Origin of the sequence: Kamptonema animale CS-326 (assembly GCF_028330895.1) — a bacterium.
GTDB classification, from domain to species: Bacteria; Cyanobacteriota; Cyanobacteriia; order Cyanobacteriales; family Microcoleaceae; genus Kamptonema; species Kamptonema formosum.
This window is the reverse complement of the sequence record NZ_JAQMUA010000059.1, coordinates 1-23,152: the sequence shown is the minus strand read 5'-3', so window position 1 is coordinate 23,152 and position 23,152 is coordinate 1. Positions and strand designations below refer to the sequence as shown.

The following is a 23,152-nucleotide window of genomic DNA, read 5'->3' as shown; positions in this document are numbered from 1 at the left end:
TTTCTAGATGGTTCTGGTAAAATTGAGGAAACATAATTAACAGATGGGGCCACTTAACAATTTCGACCCCATCTTTTTTTAGCTCAGGTTGGGTAAATCCGCTACTGGTGGGGGAGTTGACGGGGTTGTCACCCCGTCAACAGAGCGATGCCTGCGGCTGGCGGAGCCTACGCACTTTTGCGTACCCTAACTTTTAGAGCCTACATACTTTAGTACGAGAGGAAAAGTAACGCTGTCAAAATCAGCGGGCGTTTGTGAATAAGGAGTGCCAAGAACCCGATAGGTAAGCTTAGAAGTAGCAATCCTTTAAAGAGTGTGTAACAACTCATCGGCGGAGTCCCTTTAGTAACTGAGAAAACGCAAAATGCTCTGATAACTTGTACGTGGCTAAGGTGCGTAGGCGTAGCCAGCCGTAGGCATCGCACTCAACTTATGGTCTTGATAAAATCATCAAAATCAAAGCTGCGGTAGCTGCAATTATCGCTCTGATAATTAACTGTATGAAAGAGTAGTTGTCCTAAAAAAGGAGTTTCATTATGCCTGTAATTGCGATGGAAGTAAAAAGCGTCCAAAATCATCCTAATGCTGATACTTTACGCCTTTATAGTTTTGAAGCTCCGGGATGGGAACCAGTGCAAATTATTGCCAACTTGGAAAATACTTATGAAGTTGGTGATGTTGTGGCGATCGCGTTGACAGATTCCGTCCTCAAAGATGGTACAAAAATCAAACCTACTAAGCTCCGAGGTATTTATTCCTTTGGCATGGCTCTCGGTAAAATTGAGGAAGCGATCGCTACTGATTTATCGGGAATTTATTGCCAAAAAACAGTGGTTCAATCGGTGGAATTGCAACCCTGGCCGAGCATCGAATTGCTGCATAATGTTTGCAGGAGTTTACAATTAGTCGAAGCAACTCCTAAAATTATCTATCAAGCTAAAATCAAACTTGATGGCACTAATGGAGCAGTGCAAATTCTTTCAGATGGTAGAGTGGCTGCCCAAAGCCGAACTCAGATTATTACCCCAGAAAGTGACAATATGGGCTTTGCAGCTTGGGTGAGTCAAAATCTAGATTTTTTTACCCAGTTGGCTAACTCCGAAAACGCAACTATCTTTGGAGAATGGTGCGGAAAAGGCATTCAAAAGCGGACTGCTATCTCACAAATCGATCGCAAAATTTTTGCAGTTTTTGCTATTCAATTTGGGGGGTTAAATGGCAAGATAGCTCGGCTAGAAATTCGCCCTGAAAAAATTGCTGCTTTTTTGCCAGAACATCCAGACATTTTTGTTTTACCTTTTTATGGGGAACCGATGGTTTTAGACTTTAGCGATCGCGCACAACTGCAATCGACTGTTGAGGCTCTCAATCAAGCGATCGCGGATGTAGAAACAATCGATCCTTGGGTTAAACAAACTTTTGGCATAGAAGGGATTGGCGAAGGATTAGTTTACTACCCACAAATCGATGAACTTGCAGAACGACTTTCTTATGCCGAACTGCTGTTTAAAGCCAAAGGGGAAAAACACGCCGCCGTCAAAACCAAAGAACCAGTCCAAATTGCTCCAGAAATTGCTAAGAGCATCGATGAATTTGTCAAGCTTTTTGTGACACCCGCACGCTTAGAACAAGGAGTGACAGAAGCCAGCAGCGGTGAATTTAATATGGCAAACATTGGCAAATTTTTACAATGGTTTACCGCTGACGTGGAGAAAGAAAGCATTGCTGAATTAGAAGTATCTGGACTAACTTGGAAAGATGTCAACAAAGCAGTCATGAAAGCTGCTAAGGAATGGTATCAGGAAAAGGCTAAATCTCTGTAGCAATTTCGGCAACTTGGTGGGGAGCGAGCGAGCGCAATATCGCTCTCCCAATTAATAGTATGGGAGTGTAACTCAACTGGATAGAGTGTCGAGCTTCTACCTCGAATGTTGTGGGTTCAAGTCCTACCACTCCTGCTGAATGGGTCTGTAGCTTAATTGGAAAAGCATCTAGCTGGCTGCTAGAAAGATGTCAGTTCAAATCTGACCAGAATCCACCAAATGGTAATCTAGTAACTAGAAACCGGGTTTCTTCCTAGATATCTAGTTGAAAATCTTAGACTTTGCATAGAAACCCGGTTTCTTTGAGTAATTTCTAAGTAAATAAATTGGGTCTGTAGTTCTAATGGGAGAACGCTTCTCTTGCAAAGAAGAGGTTGTGGGTTCGACCCCCATCAGATCCACTGTGTCTGAAGCCAAAGTGGTAGCGGCGCTGGTTTGTGGAACCAGTAATAACGGGTTCAATTCCCGTCAGACACCTTTGGAAGATGCCGCTGAATGGCCGGCAACTGGTCTTGAAAACCAGGGTATAGCTAATAACTATAGGGGTTCGATTCCTCCATCTTCCTTTGACCACTGGGAGCCAGAAAGTGCGGCGCTGTGCTGATAACACAGAGATAGGAGGGGCAGTACCTCCCCGGTGGATTTCCCTCTGCCAATGGAGATGGCGCTGGTGCTACGAACACCGGATGTGATAGTTCGATTCTATCCAGAGGGGTTGGATTCTTAGAAAAAAAATTTGAACTGATTAAGAGCAATAATTAACTAGCTACTCGTACATGAGAACTTTAATGATGTTCTCATTCGGGGTATGATTTTGCTATGTTAGACATTATACCAAAAATTTAGATATTATAATACTGTGCAACGAAACTTAAGGAGCTTAAATGTTTTCTCAAGAGTGGCATCTTATTCATCAGGAGTCGAGTCTTGTTTCTTCCTGTCTTTTTAAAGGGCTTACAGATTTGCGTCGAGCTAGCATTAATAATAAAGGGCTTTTCTATACGGCTTTCTACAATCTAGCAATTGGTCTTGAGCGCTTGCTCAAGCTGACGCTGATAATTGAACACATGCGAACCCATAATCTTTCCTGCCCTACCTCTGGTTATATTCGCAGGTTAGGTCACAATTTAATTCAGCTTCTTAATGAGTGTCAGAAGTGTGCAAACACAATCAACATATCGTGTGACTTGACTTTTTATAGTTCAGCTATAAAGCAAGACATTCTTAGTCTTCTTAATGACTACTCAAATGGCTTACGATACCATAATCTAGATGCGCTTGTTGGACAATCAAATGGTAGAGATCCACTTAGCAGTTAGAACGACATAGTTGCAAAAATTTACTATAACGAAGTGCCACAGAAAAAAAAGCAAAAAGTAGATATTCAAGCTAATTTTTTGGCCCATGAACTTCGAGATGTTGTATTTAATATACATCACGATCTAGATCGAAATCTACTTGACTTAAAGGATTTTCTGTTAATTTCTGCCGTAATTGAATTAGTGTCTCCGTATGCAGTTTGCCATGTTATTGAGATCATAAATGAAGTTAACAAGTTACACTTTGCTGTTGCTAATTTAGTTCAGCAAGAATGCAGTAAAAAAAGAGTTGATACCATGTTGATACCCTTTGTAGAAGAATTCTACGCAATACTTAATAATGATCGTCAGTACCATTTCAGAAAAAGGCAGTGGATATAGTGCAAGTTGGCAGCAGCACAACACTTCAGCACAGCGGATGAAGAAATATGAATTTAAAACATTATAATTACTATCTGGTGGTTGACCTTGAAGCTACTTGCTGCGATCGAGGAACTATCCATCGAGAACGCATGGAAATTATCGAGATTGGAGCGGTGATGGTGGAACCCAAAAACCTTACAATTATTGATGAATTTCAAACCTTTATTAAGCCAGTTCGCCATCCGATTCTCACTGAATTCTGCAAATCACTAACATCAATTTCCCAAAAACAAGTCGATCTAGCTCCCACTTACCCGGAAGCGATCGCACTGCTCAAAAATTGGCTATCTGGTTACTCAAATGGTGTATTCGGTTCCTGGGGTGACTACGATCGCAAACAATTTCAACAAGATAGCAACTTTCACAAAGTACCTTTTCCCATTGCTTATCCTCATGTTAATCTCAAACAATTGTTTACGGAAACTCAAGGTTTACCAAAACGCTATGGCATGGCAAAAGCTCTGCAACTTGTTGGTTTACCGCTAGAAGGAACTCATCACCGAGGCATTGATGATGCTAGAAATATCGCTAAACTTTTGCCTTATATTCTGGGTGAAAAGCAGCTTCCCTGACTTTTTGAACTATTGTACTCGATCGATAGGTGATATGTTGTATTTTTTTTGGTGAAATGCTAAGCTAATTATAACTCATCAACCATCTTTTCAAGAGAGAGAACTAATATGAAATTTAGTTTTGAGTTAGATAAATTGAAAATAGAGTTTAGTTTTTGGGAGCAAGTTTGGGCAGTTAGATTTAACAAGTTTTGGGAAATACCTCTAACAAACATCGAAGGTGCTACCTCAAAGGAACCTCAAAGTAATTGGCGGGAAATCAAAGCACCTGGTAGTTTTATGCCTGGGGTAATCAAAGCCGGAACTTATTACACTAACAGAGGTAAAGAATTTTGGTATGTCACTAAAGAGAGCAATTATTTGACAGTAGAATTGAAGAATGAATCCTATAAAAGGATGATTGTGAACTTGGATGATAACGAAATTTGGGTAGAAAGAATTAATCAGAGAATCGCCGCACAGACAGGATGAGTATAAGTCAGAACAAACAGGCAAAATACTTAGGTAGCTGTCTTTTCAATTATCGGTACTTTACGTTTAACTGTAGGCTATCATCTGACTATTCTTGAGAAAGACGCTGAACAGCTTGACCTCCCAAAAGACGATCTGCTTCTTTGAGTATACCAGGAATTTTTACAGCGTGAGGACTATGAATCAGACACTTCTTTAGTTCTAATTCGTTAATTTTATCTGCTTTAGAACCGGGAAACCAGTGGCTAGCATTTCCTAGTAGATTATAGCGCATTTTTCCATAGTCGATCATGTCATAAGCGATCGCTAAATTCCACAGCCACAAAATCACAGGAATGTTTATCCCGCCAGGGGTATTTTCATGGGTAGGTAAACCAATATGCCAAGTTTTTACCCAATTTTCTCCGAGTTTATTTATTGCTTCTTTTTCCAACTTTTCTAAAATCGGCGGTAAAATTTCATCAGCCTTATCTAACAATTCTAAAGCTTTGAGATGTTCGTCAAAATCCTGCGATCGTGCCGCCCCCAAACTGAGAGTATGCACTTGGGAATGCGAAAGACAAAATAAGTCGTTAAACACCATCGGACTAAGTGGAGAACATAATTCTACTAATTTTTGAGGTGGATTATAAAGTTTCCCACCTTTATCAGAAGGGCTGATAATAAAAACGCCCATATCGTGTTTACTAGCAGCCTCAATAGCCGGCCAATTATTTTGATTAATGTAATACCAGTGGAGATTAACATAATCGAATTGGTTAGTTTTAATTATCTGCAAAATCACATCAGTTGGCCCGTGAGTTGAGAATCCTATAAACCGCACTTTACCTTCTGCTTGCAACTTTTTGGCAACATCTATACAGCCACCGGGACAGATGCTATAATTTAGCAATTCAGAGTTATTAATACCGTGCAGCGAAAATAAATCGACATATTCTAGGCGTAAGTAAGCTAGGGATTTTTCAAATTCTTGAAGAAATTCTTTAGCATTAGATTTAGGAGAAACTTTGGTTTGAACAATTAATTTTTCACGGGAAAACTTGGGCAAAATCGCTCCCAACTGCATCTCAGAAGTGCCGTAACCACGAGCAGTTTCAATATGATTTATCCCGCATTCTATAGAACGGCGAATGGTAGTTTCTAATTCTTTTTGATGGTCAGGGGGAACCATATCTGGCGCAACATCTTGCCACTTATATTGATATCTCATACCGCCACAAGAAAAGACGGGCATTTGCAATTCTGTACGACCAAATCGGCGATATTGCATTTTGGTAATGGGTAATTGGTAATGGGTAATTGGTAATTGGTAATTGGTAATTGGTAATTGGTAATTAGTAATTGGTAATTGGTAATTGGTAATTGGTAATTGGTAATTGTTAGTTGTTAGTTGTTATACTAAATCCGGGTTTGTTAGCGCCGCTTTTCTTTAATAGTCCGCGCAGGTAGACTTTGTTCGTGTAGCCGCGATTTGTAATCGCCACGAAAAGATAGTTTTCCGCTCTAGTAATTACTAATTACAACTAACAACTAACAACTAACAACTAACAACTAACTATTTAGTAATCTCACGTATTATCGGCTGTCCGTCTTTGATTTCGCCAACCAGAACTAAATCTGTTACGCCTATGAACAAGCCATTTTCTAGTACCCCCGGAATGTTATTTAGGGTTTTTTCTAGTTCCCCTGGGTTGTCAATGGTGTTAAATTTGACATCAATTACCATGTTGCCTTGATCTGTAATTACTGGGCCAGCTTTTCTCACTCCCATGCGGAGTTCCGGTTCGCCGCCTAGTTTCGCGATCGCACGCATCACTGGCGTTATTGCCATCGGTAAAACTTCCACAGGTACGCGAAAAGTTGAACCTAATTTGTCAACTATTTTAGAACCATCTACCACAACGATAAACTGTTCTGCTAAGTAATCGACAATTTTTTCGCGGGTATGAGCCGCACCGCCACCTTTAATTAAATTTAGCTGCGGATCGACTTCATCAGCACCGTCAATAGCAACATCAATGCGGTCAATTTCATCGAGCGTTGTTAGCGGAACTCCGTATTGCTTTGCCAAAACTTCTCCCTGAAAAGAAGTTGTCACTCCCTTGATATCTTTGAGTGTGCCGGCTTTGATGCGATCGCCCAAAGCTTCGATCATATAAGCTGCGGTTGACCCTGTACCCAGCCCCACGATCATACCAGACTTTACGCGGTCAGCGGCGGCATAGCCGACTTGTTGCTTGCTCAATTTTGCGGGGTCTTTTTCTGCGGCCATGATAAATGCTCCTCAATGAGTTGGCGGTTAGCGCTGCCAATTAAAATAACTACCAGTGTTTAATTTACCGCAATTGGGCCAATTTATATTGCATTTTCCTTCTGCCTTCTGTTATCGCTTACCTTTATTACTGCAAGTAGCTGAGCGGCGTTAGCGGAAACAAAGGCTGGTTTTGCTCGTCTAGTTTCACTAGCCGAGCTTGAAAGTTCCACGTCACTAAGTAATTGAAATTATATATCTAATCTAGCTTGAAACTGATGTAAACTGATTGTAAAGGAGGTTGTCCGGGTTTTGAGAGCAGGTATCAGTACAAATACAGTAGCGACAGAAACTTATCTGAAGCATCAGGTAGAATATGTCAATAGCTCTTTTACTTAGTTAGTAAGAGTAGAGCAATGAGTTAAATGATTCGATAGTATTGTTGTAAAAACTGTGAGAGTAGCAGAGCCGATGATAACAGAGTCATTAGTGAATTTAGAAGCAGCACAAGCGCATTTCAACAAAGCCAACTGGCTTAAAGAAGCTGGCAAATTAGATGCAGCCGCTGATAATTATCAGAAAGCAATTAGCTTTAACGTTGAGGATGCTGAGACTCATAGAAAACTAGCTGAAGTCTATATTTTAAAAGGACAGTTAGACTCAGCAATTGCCTCCTGCAAATTCGCTCTCAAAGTTAAGCCAGATTTTGCACCCGCATACCTGACAATGGGAAATGCTTTCCACAGTCAAGAGCAACTGGAAATGGCAATTCATGCCTACTCTCAAGCATTAGAAATTGACCCGAACTTTGCAGAGGCTCATGCCAACTTGGGCAGTATGTATTATAAGCTAGGTCGCTTAGATGAAGCTGCAAATAGTTATAAAAAAGCACTTGCTAATAACCCAAATTTGGCTTCAGTTCTTTTAATGCTGGGCAATATATTGCAGCAACAAGAAGATTTAGGTGCAGCTATTGCTTGTTACCAAAAATCCATAGCTTTGCAGCCAGGGTTACTGAGAAATTACTATAAATTGGGTGAGGCTTTAACAAAAAGTAATAACGTAGATGCCGCAATCGCCTGTTACCAAAAAGTCCTAAAGTTGCAACCTGGAGATGGTGAAGCTACGGATAAATTATCTAGCTTACAGCAGCTAAAATCTCAGGAAAAGCCGAAAAATTCGCCAAATGACGAAGGGACTAAAGGTCAATTTCTTGAACTGGAAAAAGAAGGTGAATGGCAACAGCAAGAACCAATAAAGCAAGATGAAGAATACGGGCTGCAACCTTCAAGTTTAAATCTACCACAGACTACCCAAGATTTAAGTTTAGATCGACCCTTTGAAAATGCTGATGAAACTGCTGATGAAACTACGGAACAAGTTTCAAGCTTCAATTTTAATCCTCCCGAACAAGTTGCAAAATTTCAAGAAGTTGAGGAATATAAAAAACGCGCCGAAGCTTATTTACTCCAAGGTAATTTCAGAGAAGCGATCGCATCTTGCCAGTTAGCGCTGAAAATTAGACCCGATTTCATACAAGCCTATGTGACCCTGGGGAATGCGCTGCAAGGTCAAGGAAAAATGGATGCTGCCATTCGCGCTTACGAACAAGCACTCGAATTTGAACCCAATTATGCCGAAGTCCGCGCCAACATTGGTAGTATGTATTTCAAAATGGGGCATTTGGAAAAAGCGATTGTTTATTATCAGCAAGCCATCGCTCTTAAACCAGATTTAGCGGGAGTATATTGGAACTTAGGCAAAGTATTTCAGAAGCAAGGAAAATCAGCGGAAGCAATTGCTTATTTTCAGAAAACGAGCGACATAAATCCTCATGTAGTTGGTGCAGATTTCCATTTTAATTTAGCCAATACGCTTTTAACCGAAGGCAAGCGAGATGAAGCAATTCAGAGTTATCAAAGAGCGATCGCAGTCAAACCTGATTGGGCAGAAGCTTATGCCAATATTGGCAGTGCGCGGATGCAGCAAGGCAATCTAGAAGAGGCAATCCAATACTATCGGAAAGCTATCGCGATTAAACCTCAGTTAGAAGCGCTACATTTCAACATAGCTAATGCACTTTTGCATCAAGGAAAGTATGAGGAAGCAATTAGTAATTATCAAGAAGCCATCAAACATAAACCAGACTGGTCAGACGCGATCGCCAATATGGGTAATGCCTTTTCCATGCAAGGGAAATTAGAAGAAGCAATCGCCACCTATCAACAAGCTTTAGTTTATAAACCAGACTGGGCAGAAGTTTACTGTCGGATGGGACACATTCAGAAACAGGATCGACCCGGAGAGTCGATTACTTATTTTGAAAAAGCGATCGCACTAAATCCTTATTTCAGCGAAGCACACCAACAATTGTGCGACTTACTCAGTCATTCTAGCAACCTAGCAGGAGCCAGAAAAGTAGCTGACAAATACTGCGAATATTGCGGTGAAAGTGTACCAGTTATGTCCGCGACTGCTTACGTATTTTCCTATCTCCAATCAGGTGTTAGCGAACTCGCTCTTCAGAAACTTATAGAGATAGAAAAACTCAGCTATCAAAGCTGTGAAAATTTTAGTGTCATTGACATTAAACTACTCTACGAAATTTTCCTCTTTGCCGTTTCTCACCTGCGGGATGATAGAGAAGCAAACGCCAACTTCTATAAACTAATTGCCAAGGAATATTACAAAAAAGCTGTACCACAACGGCAGATAGATCGCAAACCAAAGCCTAGCAATTACCCAATTAAACAAAGGCATTTAAGAATTGGTTTCCTCTCTAAACACTTTCGCCGCCATTCCGTAGGTTGGTGCAGTGAAGCTTTAATTCGCGAACTAACTAAGATCACTCCTCACGTTCATCTCTATGTTACTGGGAAGCTACAAAAAGATGAAGTTACAGAGCGATTTGAACAAATGGCAGGCAAATTCTACTGGCCTAAAAAATATCCGAATGGATTTGCAGATGGCGGAGAACTTCTCGAAGAGGTATCGCAAGATAATTTGGATATCTTGGTAGATTTAGATTCAATGACAGTGCCAACCAATGTGGAGATATTGTATTACTATCCCGCATCAGTTTGCGTTTCTTGGCTCGGATTTGACGCACCATATCTATCTGACAAGCATTACTTTCTCTGCGACAAATACACTCACCCTGCGGGCGTGGAAAAACATTACATTGAGCAATTAGTCAGATTGCCAGAATGTTCTGTAGCAATTAGTGGATTGCAAAGTGTTTCTGTTGATAGAAATGCTTTAAGAAACTCTCTAGGAATTGGTTTGGATCAGATGACCTATCTGTGCGTTGCACCTGGCAGAAAGACCAATCCTGAAATGCTACGGGCTCAAGTTAAAATCCTTAAGGAAGTTCCTGACAGTTTGTTAATCCGTAAAGGTCAGGGAGATCCCGAAGTAATTCACACCAGTTATCGCCAAGAATGCGATGCTCAGGGAGTAGATTTCAATCGGATTAAATTTTTAGGGCAAACTAAAACGGAGGAAGAACATCGGGCGATTTATTATGTAGCTGACGTGCTGTTGGATTCTTATCCTTACAATGGTGGAACTCATAATTTAGAGGCTTTGTGGGCTAATTTACCAGTAGTAACGAGAGCTGGTAATCAGTATCTATCGCGGATGGGTTACGCATTTTTGAAGAGCGTAAATCTTGATGTGGGTGTAGCTTGGAATTGGGAAGAATATACTCAATGGGGGATTAAATTTGGTCGAGATGCTGCTTTCAGAAATGCGGTGCGGGAACATTTAGTCCGTTCTAAGCAACCGGAGAATTTAGCGCCGTTGTGGAATCCGAAGAAGTTGGCACAGGAGATGTATGAGGTGTTTCAAGAGCTTTTAGCTAAGCAGGTTTAATCTACTGTAGGGTGGGCATTGCCCACCTTATTACAGGTCGGCAAAGGAGTAAATACACTCGACGATATTTTGTTATAATTGGTGTATAAGTCGAACATCTTTAGAAATAAAAATTGCGAGCGCAGCAAAAGGTAAGACTTAAGTAGATACTACTTATTACCAAATCTGGTATAATAATAAAATCTTAGGTTGAGAAGAGAAGGATTTATGAGCCAAACCACAAAAATATCTCAATTCCAACAAGCTCTAGAAGCTGTCGAAGCTTTATCATTGGAAGACCAATCAATGCTGCTAGATATCCTTCACAAACGCCTCCGTCAACAAAGGCGCAATGAATTATTAAAAGAAGTTGCAGAAGTTCGTCAGGATTACGCTCAAGGAAATATAAAATTTGGTTCAATAGCAGATTTTATGGCGGAGTTGGATGATTAATGAAAATTGGTTGGAGTCCGAAGTCTATTCGCTCTTTCAAACGTCTAGTCCGTAAAAATCCACAACTTAGACCGTTGATTGAGGCAACTCTACAACTCTTAGCTGAAGACCATTTTCACCCTAGCTTGCGGACTCACAAGCTGGCAGGAGATTTATCAGGTATATGGTCATGTTCAATTGATTATAGCTACCGCATTTTATTTGAGTTTGTTACAAGCCTAGAAGATGAAGAAGAAGCAATTTTATTAATAAACTTGGGTTCCCATGATGAAGTGTATTAAACAGATTAAGTACAGTTTTATCACCTTGATAGCCTTTCAACCTACTATATGAATCTAAAATGAATCAATTATGAATAAACAATGATGAAATTATTTAACTTGAATACACTTACAAAATATTCTAAAAAACTGCTTTACATTCCCACATATATATAGTATGATAATTTCATGCTGAAGGGGAGTAGCTGCTGGCACCAAACAAACCAGCCCACCTGAGTCAACATACTGGCGTTAAGCCTGGTTCAGGTGACAAATTAGCGGATCGTCCTTAGTCTAACGACAAGGAAAAAGACAGCAATTTGCAAGCGAGACTTTCACTAAGTTCACATCAAAGGTGAGCTTGGTGGAGTATTGCCCTCTCATCAAGCTCACTCAGATAGCCACAATAAAAATCTGAGGAGATTGAGAGAGTGTTAACAGCATTTACTGCCGGTCTATTATTAATTACCATTTCCGAATTAGGCGATAAAACATTCTTTATAGCCGTCATTCTAGCAATGCGGCATTCGCGGAGGCTAGTGTTTGTGGGAGCCACCGCCGCCTTAGCAGCTATGACAGTATTATCTGTTTTAGTTGGTCAAGCCGTCTCACTATTACCGCAGAATTACATTCACTTCGCCGAAATAGCTCTCTTTTCTTGCTTCGGGTTAAAACTGCTGTACGATGCCAAAAATATGCCCGCGAAATGCGATCGCGAAGAAGTACAGGAAGCAGAAGAAGCGGTAAATCAAGTGCGTGCCTTTAAATGGTTGCCAGCAGGAAGTAAATTAGCTGTTATTCTCAAAACCTTTGTACTAACATTTATAGCAGAATGGGGCGATCGCACCCAAATAGCCACCATCGCCCTCGCCGCCTCTAACAATGCCGTTGGTGTAACACTTGGAGCCATTTTAGGACACGCCATCTGTGCCGCGATCGCAGTTATCGGGGGACGCATCATCGCCGGTCGAATTTCCGAACGTACAATCACCGCCTTGGGTGGATGCCTTTTCTTAGTTTTCGGTACAGTTGCCTTGTTAGAAGGAGCTTAGAAAGTCAATTATTAACGGTTAACGGTTAACTGTTAACCGTTAACTGTTAACAGAACTACTCAAATTAATTCTTTTCAGCAGGAGAAGCTTGAGGAGTCGGAGATGATGTTTCAGGAGCACTCGTAGGCGAACTCGCAGGCGAAGGAGTACCAGCAGCTAACTGCTTAATTTGGTCTTTAAAATTAGCAGGAGCCAACTCAGTAGCCTTATTAAAAAGTCCTTCGGCATCTTCAGTTTTTCCCTGTTCTCTCAAAACAATTGCCTTAGCCAAAACCGGGCGAAAATCCTTAGCATCAGCCTTGATCCCCTCATCGTAAATTACGATCGCCTCATCAAAACGCTTCTGCTCAGCATAAACCTGGCCCAAAATCAACTGCACCGAAGTTACATCAACACTTCCAGGCTTCGCCTGATTTGCAGCCGGAGCCGCCTTCAGAGTATCTTGTAACAACCCGATCGCCGCTTCGGGCCGCTGCTGCTTGAGCAACAAATTCACCAACCCTTGCAAAGCCTTAACGTCCCCAGGCACAACCGTCAGCACCGAGCGGTAAGCTTGAGCAGCACCTTCGCGATCGCCAGCATACTCCTTAGCTTGCGCCAACAAAATCGAATACTCCACATTTTCAGGATTCAGCTTCGACAATCTTTCCAGAGGCGTAATTACATCCTTAATTTCCCCCTCTTTAGCCTGAAGCAATTCCAGGCGCACCTGCAACAGACCCCGCAGAGCCGTCACATTGTCCGGTTCCCGTTGCAAAACCAATTCATAACCCCGTGCCTGACCTTGTAAATCCGATTGCTTCGCCGTAGTTGTTTGTGTTGGTGAAGGCGAAGGCGAACTCGATGCCTGATTCGCCTTCACAATACTATCCACAATCGGAGCAATAGAAAAACCCACAAAGGCAATGAGCGACAGCACCATCACCACACTAATCAAACCGCGACGCTTTCCTACCATCTCACTAGACCCCCACAACCGCAATGGTTCTCAATTTCAAAGCTCCAACTGACAAAACAGCGTTTTGCTTGCAGCTAATATGGTAACAGGCCCACAAGTCTACTCAGCGAATCAACCTTGACTTACAACCCAGCCACTTACCATTCGGTAAAGCAGGATAGTCTAGTGTAGTTTTGTCTAGCTGTGAAATTGCCTAACTATGCGGATCAGCCCGTTAGGCAATTGAATTATAAGTACAATAACCACTGAAGGTCGTGACGCTACTAGCTAACAACTCCCGCTCAAGGCAATCAATTTAAGATGCGATCGGTATCTCCTAAACCCTTTGATATCAAAGATTTTGGGAATTTACAGCAGCATCGAGTTGACAGTCCTTGAGCTAAAAGTTAACAGGCCGGGAGACATGAGGCGAAAGCCCCAAGTCCTCCGCTAGTGGCATTTCAAACAGTTTCTTCCTAAGTTCCCAAAAGGGATGTGTCTCCGCTGCAAGGAGTTTTTATGAACCCCTCCCCGAACCGCTCTTCCAAATCGTCCAAGTCTACTCCCTCTCAAAAAGAGAACCTAAGCGAGCAGATTGTCAATCTGATTAAAGCTCCTACCCAGCCGCCAGAGTCAGCAGCCGAGAGTCCTATAGCTTCCGCGTCTGCTACACCCGTGCCTGTCGAGCCCAGTAAACCCCCAGCATCAACAGAGGCGCTTTCCTCAACGGAAAAGCTGCAAAAGCCCCGTCGGATAGTGCCCATAGTGCAAACAGCACCAAAGGACGCAGAATCTGTAGCAACGGCTTCAGGAAAAATAGCACCAAAGGAAAAATCCGGCGATGCCCCCGCGCCCTCCGATCCTGTTAGCGATCGCCAAACTGCACCCGCCTCAGAGCCAATAGCAGAAGACGCTATTGCTAACGAGGAGGAACCAGCAGATCCCACAGCCGGGGCAATGCGGCAACACCCAATTCCCCCACCCAGCGAACCCAGACAGTACCGAGCCGTTGGCTTAGTCCGGGGGCGCTACGCTGCCTCAGAAGAGCAATTCACGCGGGGTACGCTCACGGCATCCGATGGTACGGCGATCGACGCAGTGTTACTGGGTCGAGTTATGAGTTTAGTGAAAAATCACCTGAACTTAGAACAAGAACACCTCTGGGTAGTCTATCCCCGCACCCGACAGCAAGACGGCAACTTACACGCCCAGATTATGGGCGTTTGGGAGCCGGAAACGCTTAAAAAACCGATCGATCCGTCCTCAGAGGAAGAGAACACTGCACCAGAGGACGATCGAGAAGAGGTAAGCAGCGAAGAATCCCCCGAATCTTTCCCGCCGTCCCACATCAATGTTGAAAATGGCTATTTTTCTATTCGCGGTGAGGTGATTTATCAATCCCAAGAGGACGAAAAATATGTCATCGTCAAGATCAAACAAGCTCCCCGCAAGGATGGGGAGACGATGAAGTTTTTTAAGTTGAAACTCACTGGGGATTTAGCAACAAAGGCAGTCGGCCATTTTTGGGACTTCCACGTACAGTTGCAAGCTGAGAAACTTTTGATTCAAGAGGGCAATAATATCGGCCCCATGCCTGTGAAGAAAAAGCCATTCAACAAGGCTGGTGGTGGTGGTTTTAAAGGCAAGCGTGCCTTTACTCCCGCCCCTAAGAGAGATCCAGACGCACCGCGTCCAGCTCCTCCCACACGCAAACCAGCAGCGGTAGCAGCCGAAGCGCCTCCTCCTCGCAAGGAACCCCTTGCTAAGCCTGTCAAGAAGCCTAAGCCTACTGAGGAGTGATGGGGATGGGGAGATGAGGGAGAGGGGGAGATGGGGGAGATGGGGGAGATGAGGAAGTTAAATCTTCCCTACCCTCCCCACCTTCCCCATCCTCCCTACCTTCCCTATCCTCCCCATCCTCCCCATCTCCGCCGCTCCCCTGCGGCAATCAAACCGCATCTAAGGCTCGAATCTCTGCTTTGGCAACAGTAGGATCTATGAGCGATCGCCGAATTTGAAATCCTAGTTTTTCACAAACTCGCTGCATCCCGGAATTTTCTGAGAGAATTTCGGCTGTAATTCGATCGATCCCTTCATCCCATCCCACCTGGATCAATCGTTGCAGTAATTCTGTTCCTAATCCTTGACATTGATAGCGATCGCTTACTAATAGTGCAAATTCCGCCTCATTCCTGCCGTGCAATTTACTCAAACGGGCAACAGCTAAAATTTCATGAGTGCCAGTTTCAGGGTTTTCATAATCAGCGACGAGTGCCATTTCGCGATCGTAATCAATAAAGCAGAGACGAGTCAATCGTTCGTGAGCAATACGCTGACTAAGTTTGATTAAATGGAAATAGCGCAAATAAACGCTTTGCTCAGATAGAGTTTTGTGGAATTGAATCATCAATGGCTCATCTTCTGGACGAATCGGACGAATGGTAATGGAAGTACCGTTCTTCATCGTCCAGGGAGTCACATATTGGTTGGGATAAGGACGAATCGCTAATTTTGGTAATTGGGTTTCATCAATGTCTGATTCATGTAAGATAATCCGAGCATCGAGAGCCAGCAATTGTTCTGAACTTGCCAATAGAGGATTAATGTCAATTTCTTTAATCCCACGTTGTTCTACCACCAGTTGACTAAACTGCACCATCAGTTGTTCGAGGCCTGCTAAATCAACAGCCTTGCGTCCTCGCACGCCTTTTAATGCTGTGTAAATCGCGGTTTGTTCCATCATCCGGCGTGCCAGAGTGGTATTAAGAGGTGGTAGAGCGATCGCCCGATCTTGAAATATCTCTACTAATTGTCCGCCAGTTCCAAATAGCAATACTGGGCCAAACTGTGGGTCAAGGTTACTACCAATAATCAGTTCATATCCCTCGCGCCTAATCATCGGCTGCACAGTCACGCCGAGGAAGTCGGAATCGGAGGAGGTAGAGGAGTTTGAATATCGGGAAGAAACAGCGTTATAAATAGCTTGGTAAGCCTGTCGGACTGCGTTTTCCTCACTCAAATTTAACTGTACTCCGCCCACATCAGTTTTATGGGTGATAGTTTTAGAGAACAGTTTGAGAACTACTGGATACCCGATCGCATTTGCACGTTCAACGGCTTGCTCTTCAGTTGTCGCAATTGCAGTTTCAACAGTAGGAATGCCATAAGCGGCTAGAATCTGCTTAGATTCTACTTCAGTCAGAATCGTGCGCCCTTCTTGACGAGCAGCATTAATTATTTCTTCAGCCTGTGTGCGACTGGAACCATTTTCTCCAAAGGCAGTGGGTAAAATTGGAGTTTCGTAGATTCCTTGTAGATTGTAGCTCGATCGCCACATATAGCTAAATACCTGCACGGCTGCATCTGGATAGGGATAGGTGGGAATCCCAGCTTGATTTAGCAATAACTCACCCTCTGATACCTCGCTTCCACCCATCCAACTAGCAATTATGGGCTTACCTGAGAGTTTGGCGTAAGGTTTTAGCTGTTCTGCGGTTTGAGTGGGATCGGTCATTGCCTGGGGTGTGAGAATGACTAGGAGTCCATCACTGTCAGGATCGTTGGCTACAACTTCCAGGGTTTTAGCGTAGCGTTTGGGATCGGCATCTCCTAAGATATCGATCGGGTTGTGATGGCTCCAGTGAACGGGTAGGATGGCATCAAGTTCTGCGATCGCTTCCGTCGATAATTCTGTCAGTTGACCTCCGGTGGCAATCAGTGCATCTGTTGCCAATACACCCGGGCCTCCAGCATTAGTAATGATGGTTAGGTTTGGGCCTTTAGGACGAGGCTGTTTTGCCAGCACTTCTGTCATATCAAATAGATCTGCGATCGTATTTACCCGCAACACGCCGCAACGTCGGAAAGCAGCATCAAGAACTGCATCGCTGCCAGTTAGGGCTCCCGTGTGGGAAGCCGCAGCCTTAGAAGCCGCTTCTGTATGACCCGGTTTTAAAACAATAATCGGCTTAGTTAATGCTACCTCACGGGCAGCAGATAGAAAGGAACGGGCATCGCCGATCGATTCCATATAAATTGCAATGCTTTCAGTATGGGGATCGTCACCGAGATAATCAATTAAATCTCCCCAATTTACATCCAGCATGGAACCGATGGAAACAAAGGCGCTGAAACCCACATTTTCCCGCCGACTCCAATCTAAAATTGCCGTACACAAGGCCCCACTTTGGCTGATAAAACCGACCTTTCCCGGACGGGCCATGCCATTAGCAAAGGTGGCATTGAGTCCGGTAATTGGGTTCATTACACCTAAACAATTGGGCCCAATCAACCGCATTTGACTTTGACGCACCTGTTCTAATAGCTGGTGTTCTAGTTCAATACCTGCTGTTCCGGCCTCTTTAAAGCCAGCCGAAAGCACGATCGCACCTTTAACTCCTGCGGCAATACATTCGCGAACGATCCCTGGGACTGTGGGTGCAGGAGTCGCGATCGCGACTAAATCTATTGGTTCTGAAATTGCCGCAATTGTGGGATAAGCTTTGATACCCAAAACACTAGATCGTTGAGGGTTTACAGGAAAAACTGTTCCACCAAATGAATTGCTAATCAAGTTCCATAGTAGGGTTCGTCCTACACTACCAGGTCTTTCTGTAGCTCCAATAACAGCGATGTTTTTGGGTGTAAAAATAGCGTCTAATGGACGATATTCGGAGCGCAAGATGTCGTATGCACGTTCGCGCAGGATCTCTTGGGAATCATGGGCGACAGATATTGACTCTAATTGGGTTGTTGTTTTCATGATTGTAAATTTCTTCAAAAGGGAAACGTATCGTCTAAGGTCAAGGAAGAAATTTTTGTGGCTGTCTTCTACCTTGAAATCACTAATTAAATTATAAGCTATTAGGCATTTAAAACTGTGTTATCTGTAACCGTTACCTCAACTTTCTAATATCCTTATAACCTCTCCTTAACTTCTCACATCTCCCTAGCCTCTCCTCTAAGGATAAAGGAAAGGAATGATTTTTTTGGGTGGGAAAAGGAATAAATTTGTTAGGAGTAAGGAAGGAATATGTAGATGAATGAATCTCCTAATGCAATGCGTAAAAGCTTAGTGGAGAGAAATGTTGCTGAATATTTAGGTTGGGAATTACCTAACTTTCACTATTATAGGACTTAAGCTCATGGCTCTAGAAACCGGGTTTTTGAGAGAATCTGTGGGTGCGGGCGAAGTATTTTCGTAAAAAAACCCGGTTTCTTTGGTTGGTGCGTAAGTCCTGTATTAGTAACCTCCATTAGGAGCATAAACTCCAATTCTATTAATCTATAACTTCCTCTGACACATTCTACAACCTGATTACATTCTACAAGCTGATTTAAGTATGACACTTGGGGAAGTCTTATTACTGAAAAGTGAGCTGTGACCTCTCCCCCCTGCCCTACAAGGGGAGGGGGAAATTTCTTTTTTTCTTTCTTTCTTTCTTTTTTTCTTTCTTTCTTTCTCTTCCCTAGTAAGGGAGGGAGAAACTTCTTTCTTTTTTTCTTTCTTTCTCCCCCTTCCCTCGCAGGGAAGGTGGCTGGGAGGTTAGGTCTTTTTCAAACATAGAATATTCCCATTCCATCGTTATTGGTATGGGAATATCAAGCTTTTGCTATGCAACTGGAGTAGGCAGAACTTCCGAAGGTTCTAAATCGAAAAACTCGACCTTTGTACTATTACCAAAATAAGCTAGAAGGTACAACTCTTTCAGGTCACTAATCAGCGGATAGCGGGGATTTGCGCCTGTACATTGATCGTCAAAAGCTTGTTCAGCCATGAGTTCAACTTTGTCGTAAAATGTGCGATCGTCTCCGCCTAAAGTTTCGCGAATCGTAGCAGGAATTTCTATTTCTTGCTTTAATTGTTCCACTGCTGCCACCAGTTTTTCAACTTTCTCATCTGGAGAATTGCCACCCAGTTTTAAATAATCCGCAATCTCAGCATACCGCTCTTTAGCGTGAGGGTATTTGTATTGTGGAAAGATGGCTTGCTTGAAGGGCACATCTGTGGCATTGTAACGAATTACATGAGAAATCATCAAGGCATTCGCTAATCCATGCGGTACGTGGAAAGTAGACCCTAATTTATGCGCCATTGAGTGACAGATGCCTAAGAAAGCGTTGGCAAAGGCCATACCTGCGATCGTTGCTGCATAATGTATTTTTTCCCGTGCTTCTGGATCGTGGGCACCGTTATGGTAAGAACGGGGTAAATACTTGAATATCAGTGCGATCGCTTCTAGTGCTAAGCCTTCAGTAAACTCTGTAGCTAGTACGGAAACGTAAGATTCTAAGGCATGAGTTAAGGCATCAATCCCACCATAAGCGGTGAGTTTTTTGGGCATACTTAACACTAATTCGGGATCGACGATCGCCATATTCGGTGTGAGTGCATAATCCGCCAGTGGGTACTTGATCCCTGCTTGTTCGTCTGTCACCACTGCAAAAGGTGTCACTTCTGACCCCGTACCAGAGGTAGTAGGAATCGCCACTAGGATCGCTTTTTTACCGAGGGCTGGTAGCTCATAAACCCGCTTGCGGATGTCCATAAATCGCATGGCTAACCCCTCAAATTCCACCTCTGGATGCTCGTACATCAGCCACATTACTTTTGCTGCATCCATTGGGGAACCACCACCGATCGCAATAATTACATCGGGTTGATAGCTATTGAGTAAATCCAATCCTTTTGTAACATTGGCAAGAGTGGGATCGGGTTCAACTTCGTGGAAAATATCATGCTTCACCCCCATGTCATCTAAAATCGTGGTGATTTTTTCGACTAATCCCAAATCGAATAGGGGTTTATCGGTGACGATGAATGCTCGTTTTTTGTCGGCTAATTCCCGCAAGGCGACAGGCAAACAACCAGATTTAAAGTAAACTTTGGGTGGGACTCGGAACCAGAGCATATTTTCTCGCCGCTCTGATACTGTTTTAACATTGAGCAAATGATGAGGAGTAACGTTCTCGGAAATGGTATTACCGCCCCAAGTGCCGCAACCGAGTGTTAAAGATGGGTCTAGTTTGAAGTTGTAGAGGTCTCCAATCGCACCTTGAGAGGAGGGGGTATTAATCAACACCCGCGAGGTTTTAACGGTATTTTTGAAGTAGCTAATATCATCCAATTTTTCAGGATTGATATACAAAACTGCCGTATGTCCCTGTCCGCCAAACTCGACTAATCGTCCGGCTTTATCCACTCCATCCTTGAAACTACTTGCCCGATACATTGCTAAAATTGGAGACAGTTTTTCATAGGAGAATGGTTCATTTGTGCCAATTTCTTCGACTTCTCCTATCAAAACTTTGGGCAATGTGCAGGGTACGGGATTGTGGCTTTCGGTTTCTGCACGGTTCTTACTTTGGAACTCTAAACAGACTAACCCAATTTGTGCAAGTTGCGCGATCGCTCCAACTGATTGCCCGACAATTGCGGGATTGATATGACCATCTTTTAGAAGAATTTTACTTACTTTTTCCTTATCTTCTGGTGTTAGGAAGTAAGCGCCTCGCTCCATAAATTCTTGCTTCACTTGGTCGTAGATGCTATCAAGAACAATCACCGATTGTTCGGAAGCACAAATCATACCATTGTCAAAGGTTTTGCTGATTAAAATCGAACTGACAGCGGTTTGAATGTCTGCCGTTGTATCAATTACCGCCGGAGTATTACCTGCACCAACGCCTAAAGATGGATGACCAGATGAATAGGCGGCTTTGACCATTCCGGGCCCTCCCGTTGCCAAAATCAGCTTGATGTTAGGATGCTGCATTAAGGCTTGAGATAGTTCGACAGTGGGCTCGTCAATCCAGCCGATAATGTTTTCTGGTGCTCCGGCTGCGATCGCGGCTTCTAGCACAATCTTAGCGGCTTCCATTGTGCTACGCTTGGCTCGTGGGTGAGGAGAGAAAATAATTGCATTGCGCGTTTTCAATGCAATTAAAGCTTTAAAAATAGTAGTTGAAGTGGGATTTGTGACGGGAACAATGCCAGCTAATACTCCCATTGGTTCCGCGATTTTTTGAATCCCAAAGGATTTATCTTCTTCAATTAAGCCACAGGTGCGCTCGTGTTTGTATTTATTGTAAATGAATTCTGAGGCGAAGTGATTTTTAATCACTTTATCTTCAATAGAACCCATTCCTGTCTCTGTAACTGCCAACTTTGCTAACTGAATGCGTTGAGTATTGGCGGCTATTGCGGCTTTCTTGAAGATGGTATCGACTTGTTCTTGAGAGTAAGTTGCATATTTTTCTTGAGCAGCTTTTACTTGTTGAATTAGTGTTTCAAGTTCTTGGAGATTAGTGACAACCAATTGCATACATACCTTCCTATTTGGTTAGCTTTAAATAGCTTTAATTCCACGACTTCTGAAAATTTCTAGCGTTTGTTGGATCAACTCAGGTGTGGGAGGTTCAGTCTCTTTGAGTTGATAGTCGTACCCCAAATTTTCCCACTTGTATTCGCCCATTTGGTGAAATGGTAAAACTTCTACTTTCTCGATATTTTTTAGGCTGGCAACAAAGTCTGCTAGCCCTTCGACGTTGTGGGGATCGCTACTTAAACCTGGCACGAGAACAAACCGAATCCAAGTCGGTTTATTGATTTCACTCAAATATCTTGCCAGAATTAATGTTGGTTCGAGCTCGACACTGGTAATTTTTCGATACGTTGCAGGATCGAAAGATTTAATATCGAGTAAAACGAGATCGGTAAATTCTAAAACGGGCTTAGCTACCTTCAACTCACAGTATCCAGAGGTATCTAATGCCGTATGAATTCCTAATGCTCGACAACGTTTAAAAATTTCTGTGACGAAGTGAGGTTGAAATAATGCCTCACCTCCACTAATGGTAACACCACCGCCAGAAGAATTCATGTAAGATTTGTATTTCTGAATTTCTTCTATTAGTTCATCAACACTGACCTTTTTACCGTTTTCTAGATATCGGCAATCTGGATTAGAACAGTAAAGACAACGTAGGGGACAGCCTGATGTGAAGATAATAAACCGAATACCGGGGCCATCAACGGTTCCACAGGTTTCGATTGAGTGGATGTAACCAAAAACAGATGTAGAAACTGACATGGTTGCTGCTTCCTCTTGTTGGATTCCTCAACCTTTAAATTTATTATACGCTAAAGAGTTTGGGGAAGTTGTGAGGAGAGTCGTAGGGAGGGCGTTTGAATGTTATGATTCGTTGATAGGGTAGGTGGGGAATCGGCTATAACTTCAGGCTGGCTTGATTTTGAGGATTTACAGATAACCTGGTTAAATTGTGTCGTTACTTGTTTGAGATTGCTCAACTTGCTGCTGATGAATCAAGATAGGTAAACAACAAAGCCTTAATGTGAGCCACCATGTGTAAGACATTAATGGACTCATAAACTCACTTGATTCTGGCTTAATTGCAGCGCTAGTTACGACTGCCAGAATTTCAAAAACAACTTGCTCTCTGATATTTCTTCATTCTTTCACCTCCAGTGCTTTTTGGAAAAAAGCACTGTTGTGGCTTAAACAATCTTTCTGTTCGCTGCTGTTCACTACATCTTGCCAGCCAGTGTTAGTGAAGTCATCTTTTGTAAGAGGCGGATTTAGTGGTGACAAAGTATCTCCCCATTTTTTTATTTTCTATTATGCCAAATTTTATCAATTCAGCTTGACTTTGACAGGGACAGATAAAGGTGGACATAAATAAACGCTATAAATTGTAAGGTGGGCGCTCGCCGCAACCA

The 23,152-nt window shown here is 42.9% G+C and carries 17 protein-coding genes and 5 tRNA genes; 14 read left to right on the top strand and 8 right to left on the bottom strand.

Annotation, left to right across the window (positions count from 1 at the left end; genetic code table 11):
• Window positions 1-536 precede the first annotated feature (536 nt).
• The 9 genes from PN499_RS03555 to PN499_RS03515 all read left to right on the top strand — a co-directional run bounded on the left by PN499_RS03555 (window position 537) and on the right by PN499_RS03515 (window position 4,608).
• Window positions 537-1,823 carry an RNA ligase family protein gene (locus tag PN499_RS03555; protein WP_272030308.1) on the top strand — a complete coding sequence of 429 codons (1,287 nt, stop codon included), beginning with the start codon at window positions 537-539 and terminating at the stop codon, window positions 1,821-1,823.
• Window positions 1,824-1,884: 61 nt separating this feature from the next.
• Window positions 1,885-1,958 (top strand) — tRNA-Arg (locus tag PN499_RS03550).
• Window positions 1,959-1,964: 6 nt separating this feature from the next.
• Window positions 1,965-2,041 (top strand) — tRNA-Ala (locus PN499_RS03545).
• 110 nt (window positions 2,042-2,151) lie between these two features.
• Window positions 2,152-2,224 (top strand) — tRNA-Ala (locus tag PN499_RS03540).
• Window positions 2,225-2,226: 2 nt separating this feature from the next.
• Window positions 2,227-2,300: transfer RNA gene (locus tag PN499_RS03535), tRNA-His, on the top strand.
• Window positions 2,301-2,303: 3 nt separating this feature from the next.
• Window positions 2,304-2,389, top strand: a tRNA-OTHER gene (locus PN499_RS03530).
• A 786-nt stretch (window positions 2,390-3,175) separates the two neighbouring features.
• A complete protein-coding gene (locus PN499_RS03525) occupies window positions 3,176-3,523 on the top strand; it encodes a hypothetical protein (RefSeq protein WP_272030307.1) in 348 nt (115 codons plus the stop codon).
• Window positions 3,524-3,570: 47 nt separating this feature from the next.
• A complete protein-coding gene (locus tag PN499_RS03520) occupies window positions 3,571-4,137 on the top strand; it encodes a 3'-5' exonuclease (RefSeq protein WP_272030306.1) in 567 nt (188 codons plus the stop codon).
• A 108-nt stretch (window positions 4,138-4,245) separates the two neighbouring features.
• The gene (locus PN499_RS03515; protein WP_272030305.1) at window positions 4,246-4,608 is read left to right on the top strand and encodes a hypothetical protein; all 363 of its coding nucleotides are present in this window, start codon (window positions 4,246-4,248) and stop codon (window positions 4,606-4,608) included.
• Window positions 4,609-4,696: 88 nt separating this feature from the next.
• Here PN499_RS03515 and PN499_RS03510 read toward each other — a convergent pair whose 3' ends face one another.
• Entirely contained in the window at window positions 4,697-5,878 is a 1,182-nt protein-coding gene (locus PN499_RS03510; protein WP_272030304.1) for an aldo/keto reductase, read from the bottom strand.
• Window positions 5,879-6,163: 285 nt separating this feature from the next.
• On the bottom strand, window positions 6,164-6,880 hold the full coding sequence (gene rpiA / locus PN499_RS03505; RefSeq protein ID WP_272030303.1) for a ribose-5-phosphate isomerase RpiA: 717 nt from the start codon (window positions 6,878-6,880) through the stop codon (window positions 6,164-6,166).
• Window positions 6,881-7,330: 450 nt separating this feature from the next.
• Here rpiA and PN499_RS03500 point away from each other — a divergent pair, with 450 nt between their 5' ends.
• The 4 genes from PN499_RS03500 (at window position 7,331) to PN499_RS03485 (ending at window position 12,476) form a co-directional block, all read left to right on the top strand.
• A complete protein-coding gene (locus PN499_RS03500) occupies window positions 7,331-10,732 on the top strand; it encodes a tetratricopeptide repeat protein (protein WP_272030302.1) in 3,402 nt (1,133 codons plus the stop codon).
• 207 nt (window positions 10,733-10,939) lie between these two features.
• A complete protein-coding gene (locus PN499_RS03495) occupies window positions 10,940-11,164 on the top strand; it encodes a hypothetical protein (RefSeq protein WP_272030300.1) in 225 nt (74 codons plus the stop codon).
• Window positions 11,164-11,445, top strand: coding sequence for a type II toxin-antitoxin system RelE/ParE family toxin (locus PN499_RS03490; protein WP_007353691.1), 282 nt, complete (start codon window positions 11,164-11,166; stop codon window positions 11,443-11,445). The genes PN499_RS03495 and PN499_RS03490 overlap by 1 nt, the downstream gene beginning before the upstream one ends.
• Window positions 11,446-11,855: 410 nt before the next feature.
• Window positions 11,856-12,476 carry a TMEM165/GDT1 family protein gene (locus PN499_RS03485; RefSeq protein WP_272030299.1) on the top strand — a complete coding sequence of 207 codons (621 nt, stop codon included), beginning with the start codon at window positions 11,856-11,858 and terminating at the stop codon, window positions 12,474-12,476.
• Between the two features lie 64 nt (window positions 12,477-12,540).
• Here the strand turns inward: PN499_RS03485 and PN499_RS03480 are convergent, their stop codons facing one another.
• The gene (locus tag PN499_RS03480) at window positions 12,541-13,434 is read right to left on the bottom strand and encodes a tetratricopeptide repeat protein (protein WP_272030298.1); all 894 of its coding nucleotides are present in this window, start codon (window positions 13,432-13,434) and stop codon (window positions 12,541-12,543) included.
• 498 nt (window positions 13,435-13,932) lie between these two features.
• On the opposite strand from PN499_RS03480, the gene PN499_RS03475 reads away from it, so the two are divergent.
• Window positions 13,933-15,213 (top strand): hypothetical protein, encoded by a 1,281-nt coding sequence (locus PN499_RS03475; protein WP_272030297.1) that lies wholly within the window; start codon window positions 13,933-13,935, stop codon window positions 15,211-15,213.
• Here the strand turns inward: PN499_RS03475 and PN499_RS03470 are convergent.
• From PN499_RS03470 to PN499_RS03450, 5 genes are all read right to left on the bottom strand, one after another.
• Window positions 15,200-15,361: a hypothetical protein gene (locus PN499_RS03470; protein WP_272030295.1), complete on the bottom strand. Its 162-nt coding sequence runs from the start codon at window positions 15,359-15,361 to the stop codon at window positions 15,200-15,202. The two genes, PN499_RS03475 and PN499_RS03470, sit on opposite strands and share 14 nt — an antisense overlap.
• Window positions 15,362-18,175 carry a bifunctional acetate--CoA ligase family protein/GNAT family N-acetyltransferase gene (locus PN499_RS03465; protein WP_272030294.1) on the bottom strand — a complete coding sequence of 938 codons (2,814 nt, stop codon included), beginning with the start codon at window positions 18,173-18,175 and terminating at the stop codon, window positions 15,362-15,364.
• Between the two features lie 850 nt (window positions 18,176-19,025).
• Window positions 19,026-21,737, bottom strand: a complete 2,712-nt coding sequence (gene adhE / locus PN499_RS03460; protein ID WP_272030292.1) for a bifunctional acetaldehyde-CoA/alcohol dehydrogenase — start codon at window positions 21,735-21,737, stop codon at window positions 19,026-19,028.
• Window positions 21,738-21,761: 24 nt separating this feature from the next.
• Window positions 21,762-22,505 carry a pyruvate formate-lyase-activating protein gene (gene pflA, locus PN499_RS03455; RefSeq protein WP_272030291.1) on the bottom strand — a complete coding sequence of 248 codons (744 nt, stop codon included), beginning with the start codon at window positions 22,503-22,505 and terminating at the stop codon, window positions 21,762-21,764.
• Window positions 22,506-22,883: 378 nt separating this feature from the next.
• Entirely contained in the window at window positions 22,884-23,024 is a 141-nt protein-coding gene (locus tag PN499_RS03450; protein WP_272030289.1) for a DUF7380 domain-containing protein, read from the bottom strand.
• Window positions 23,025-23,152: the final 128 nt, after the last annotated feature.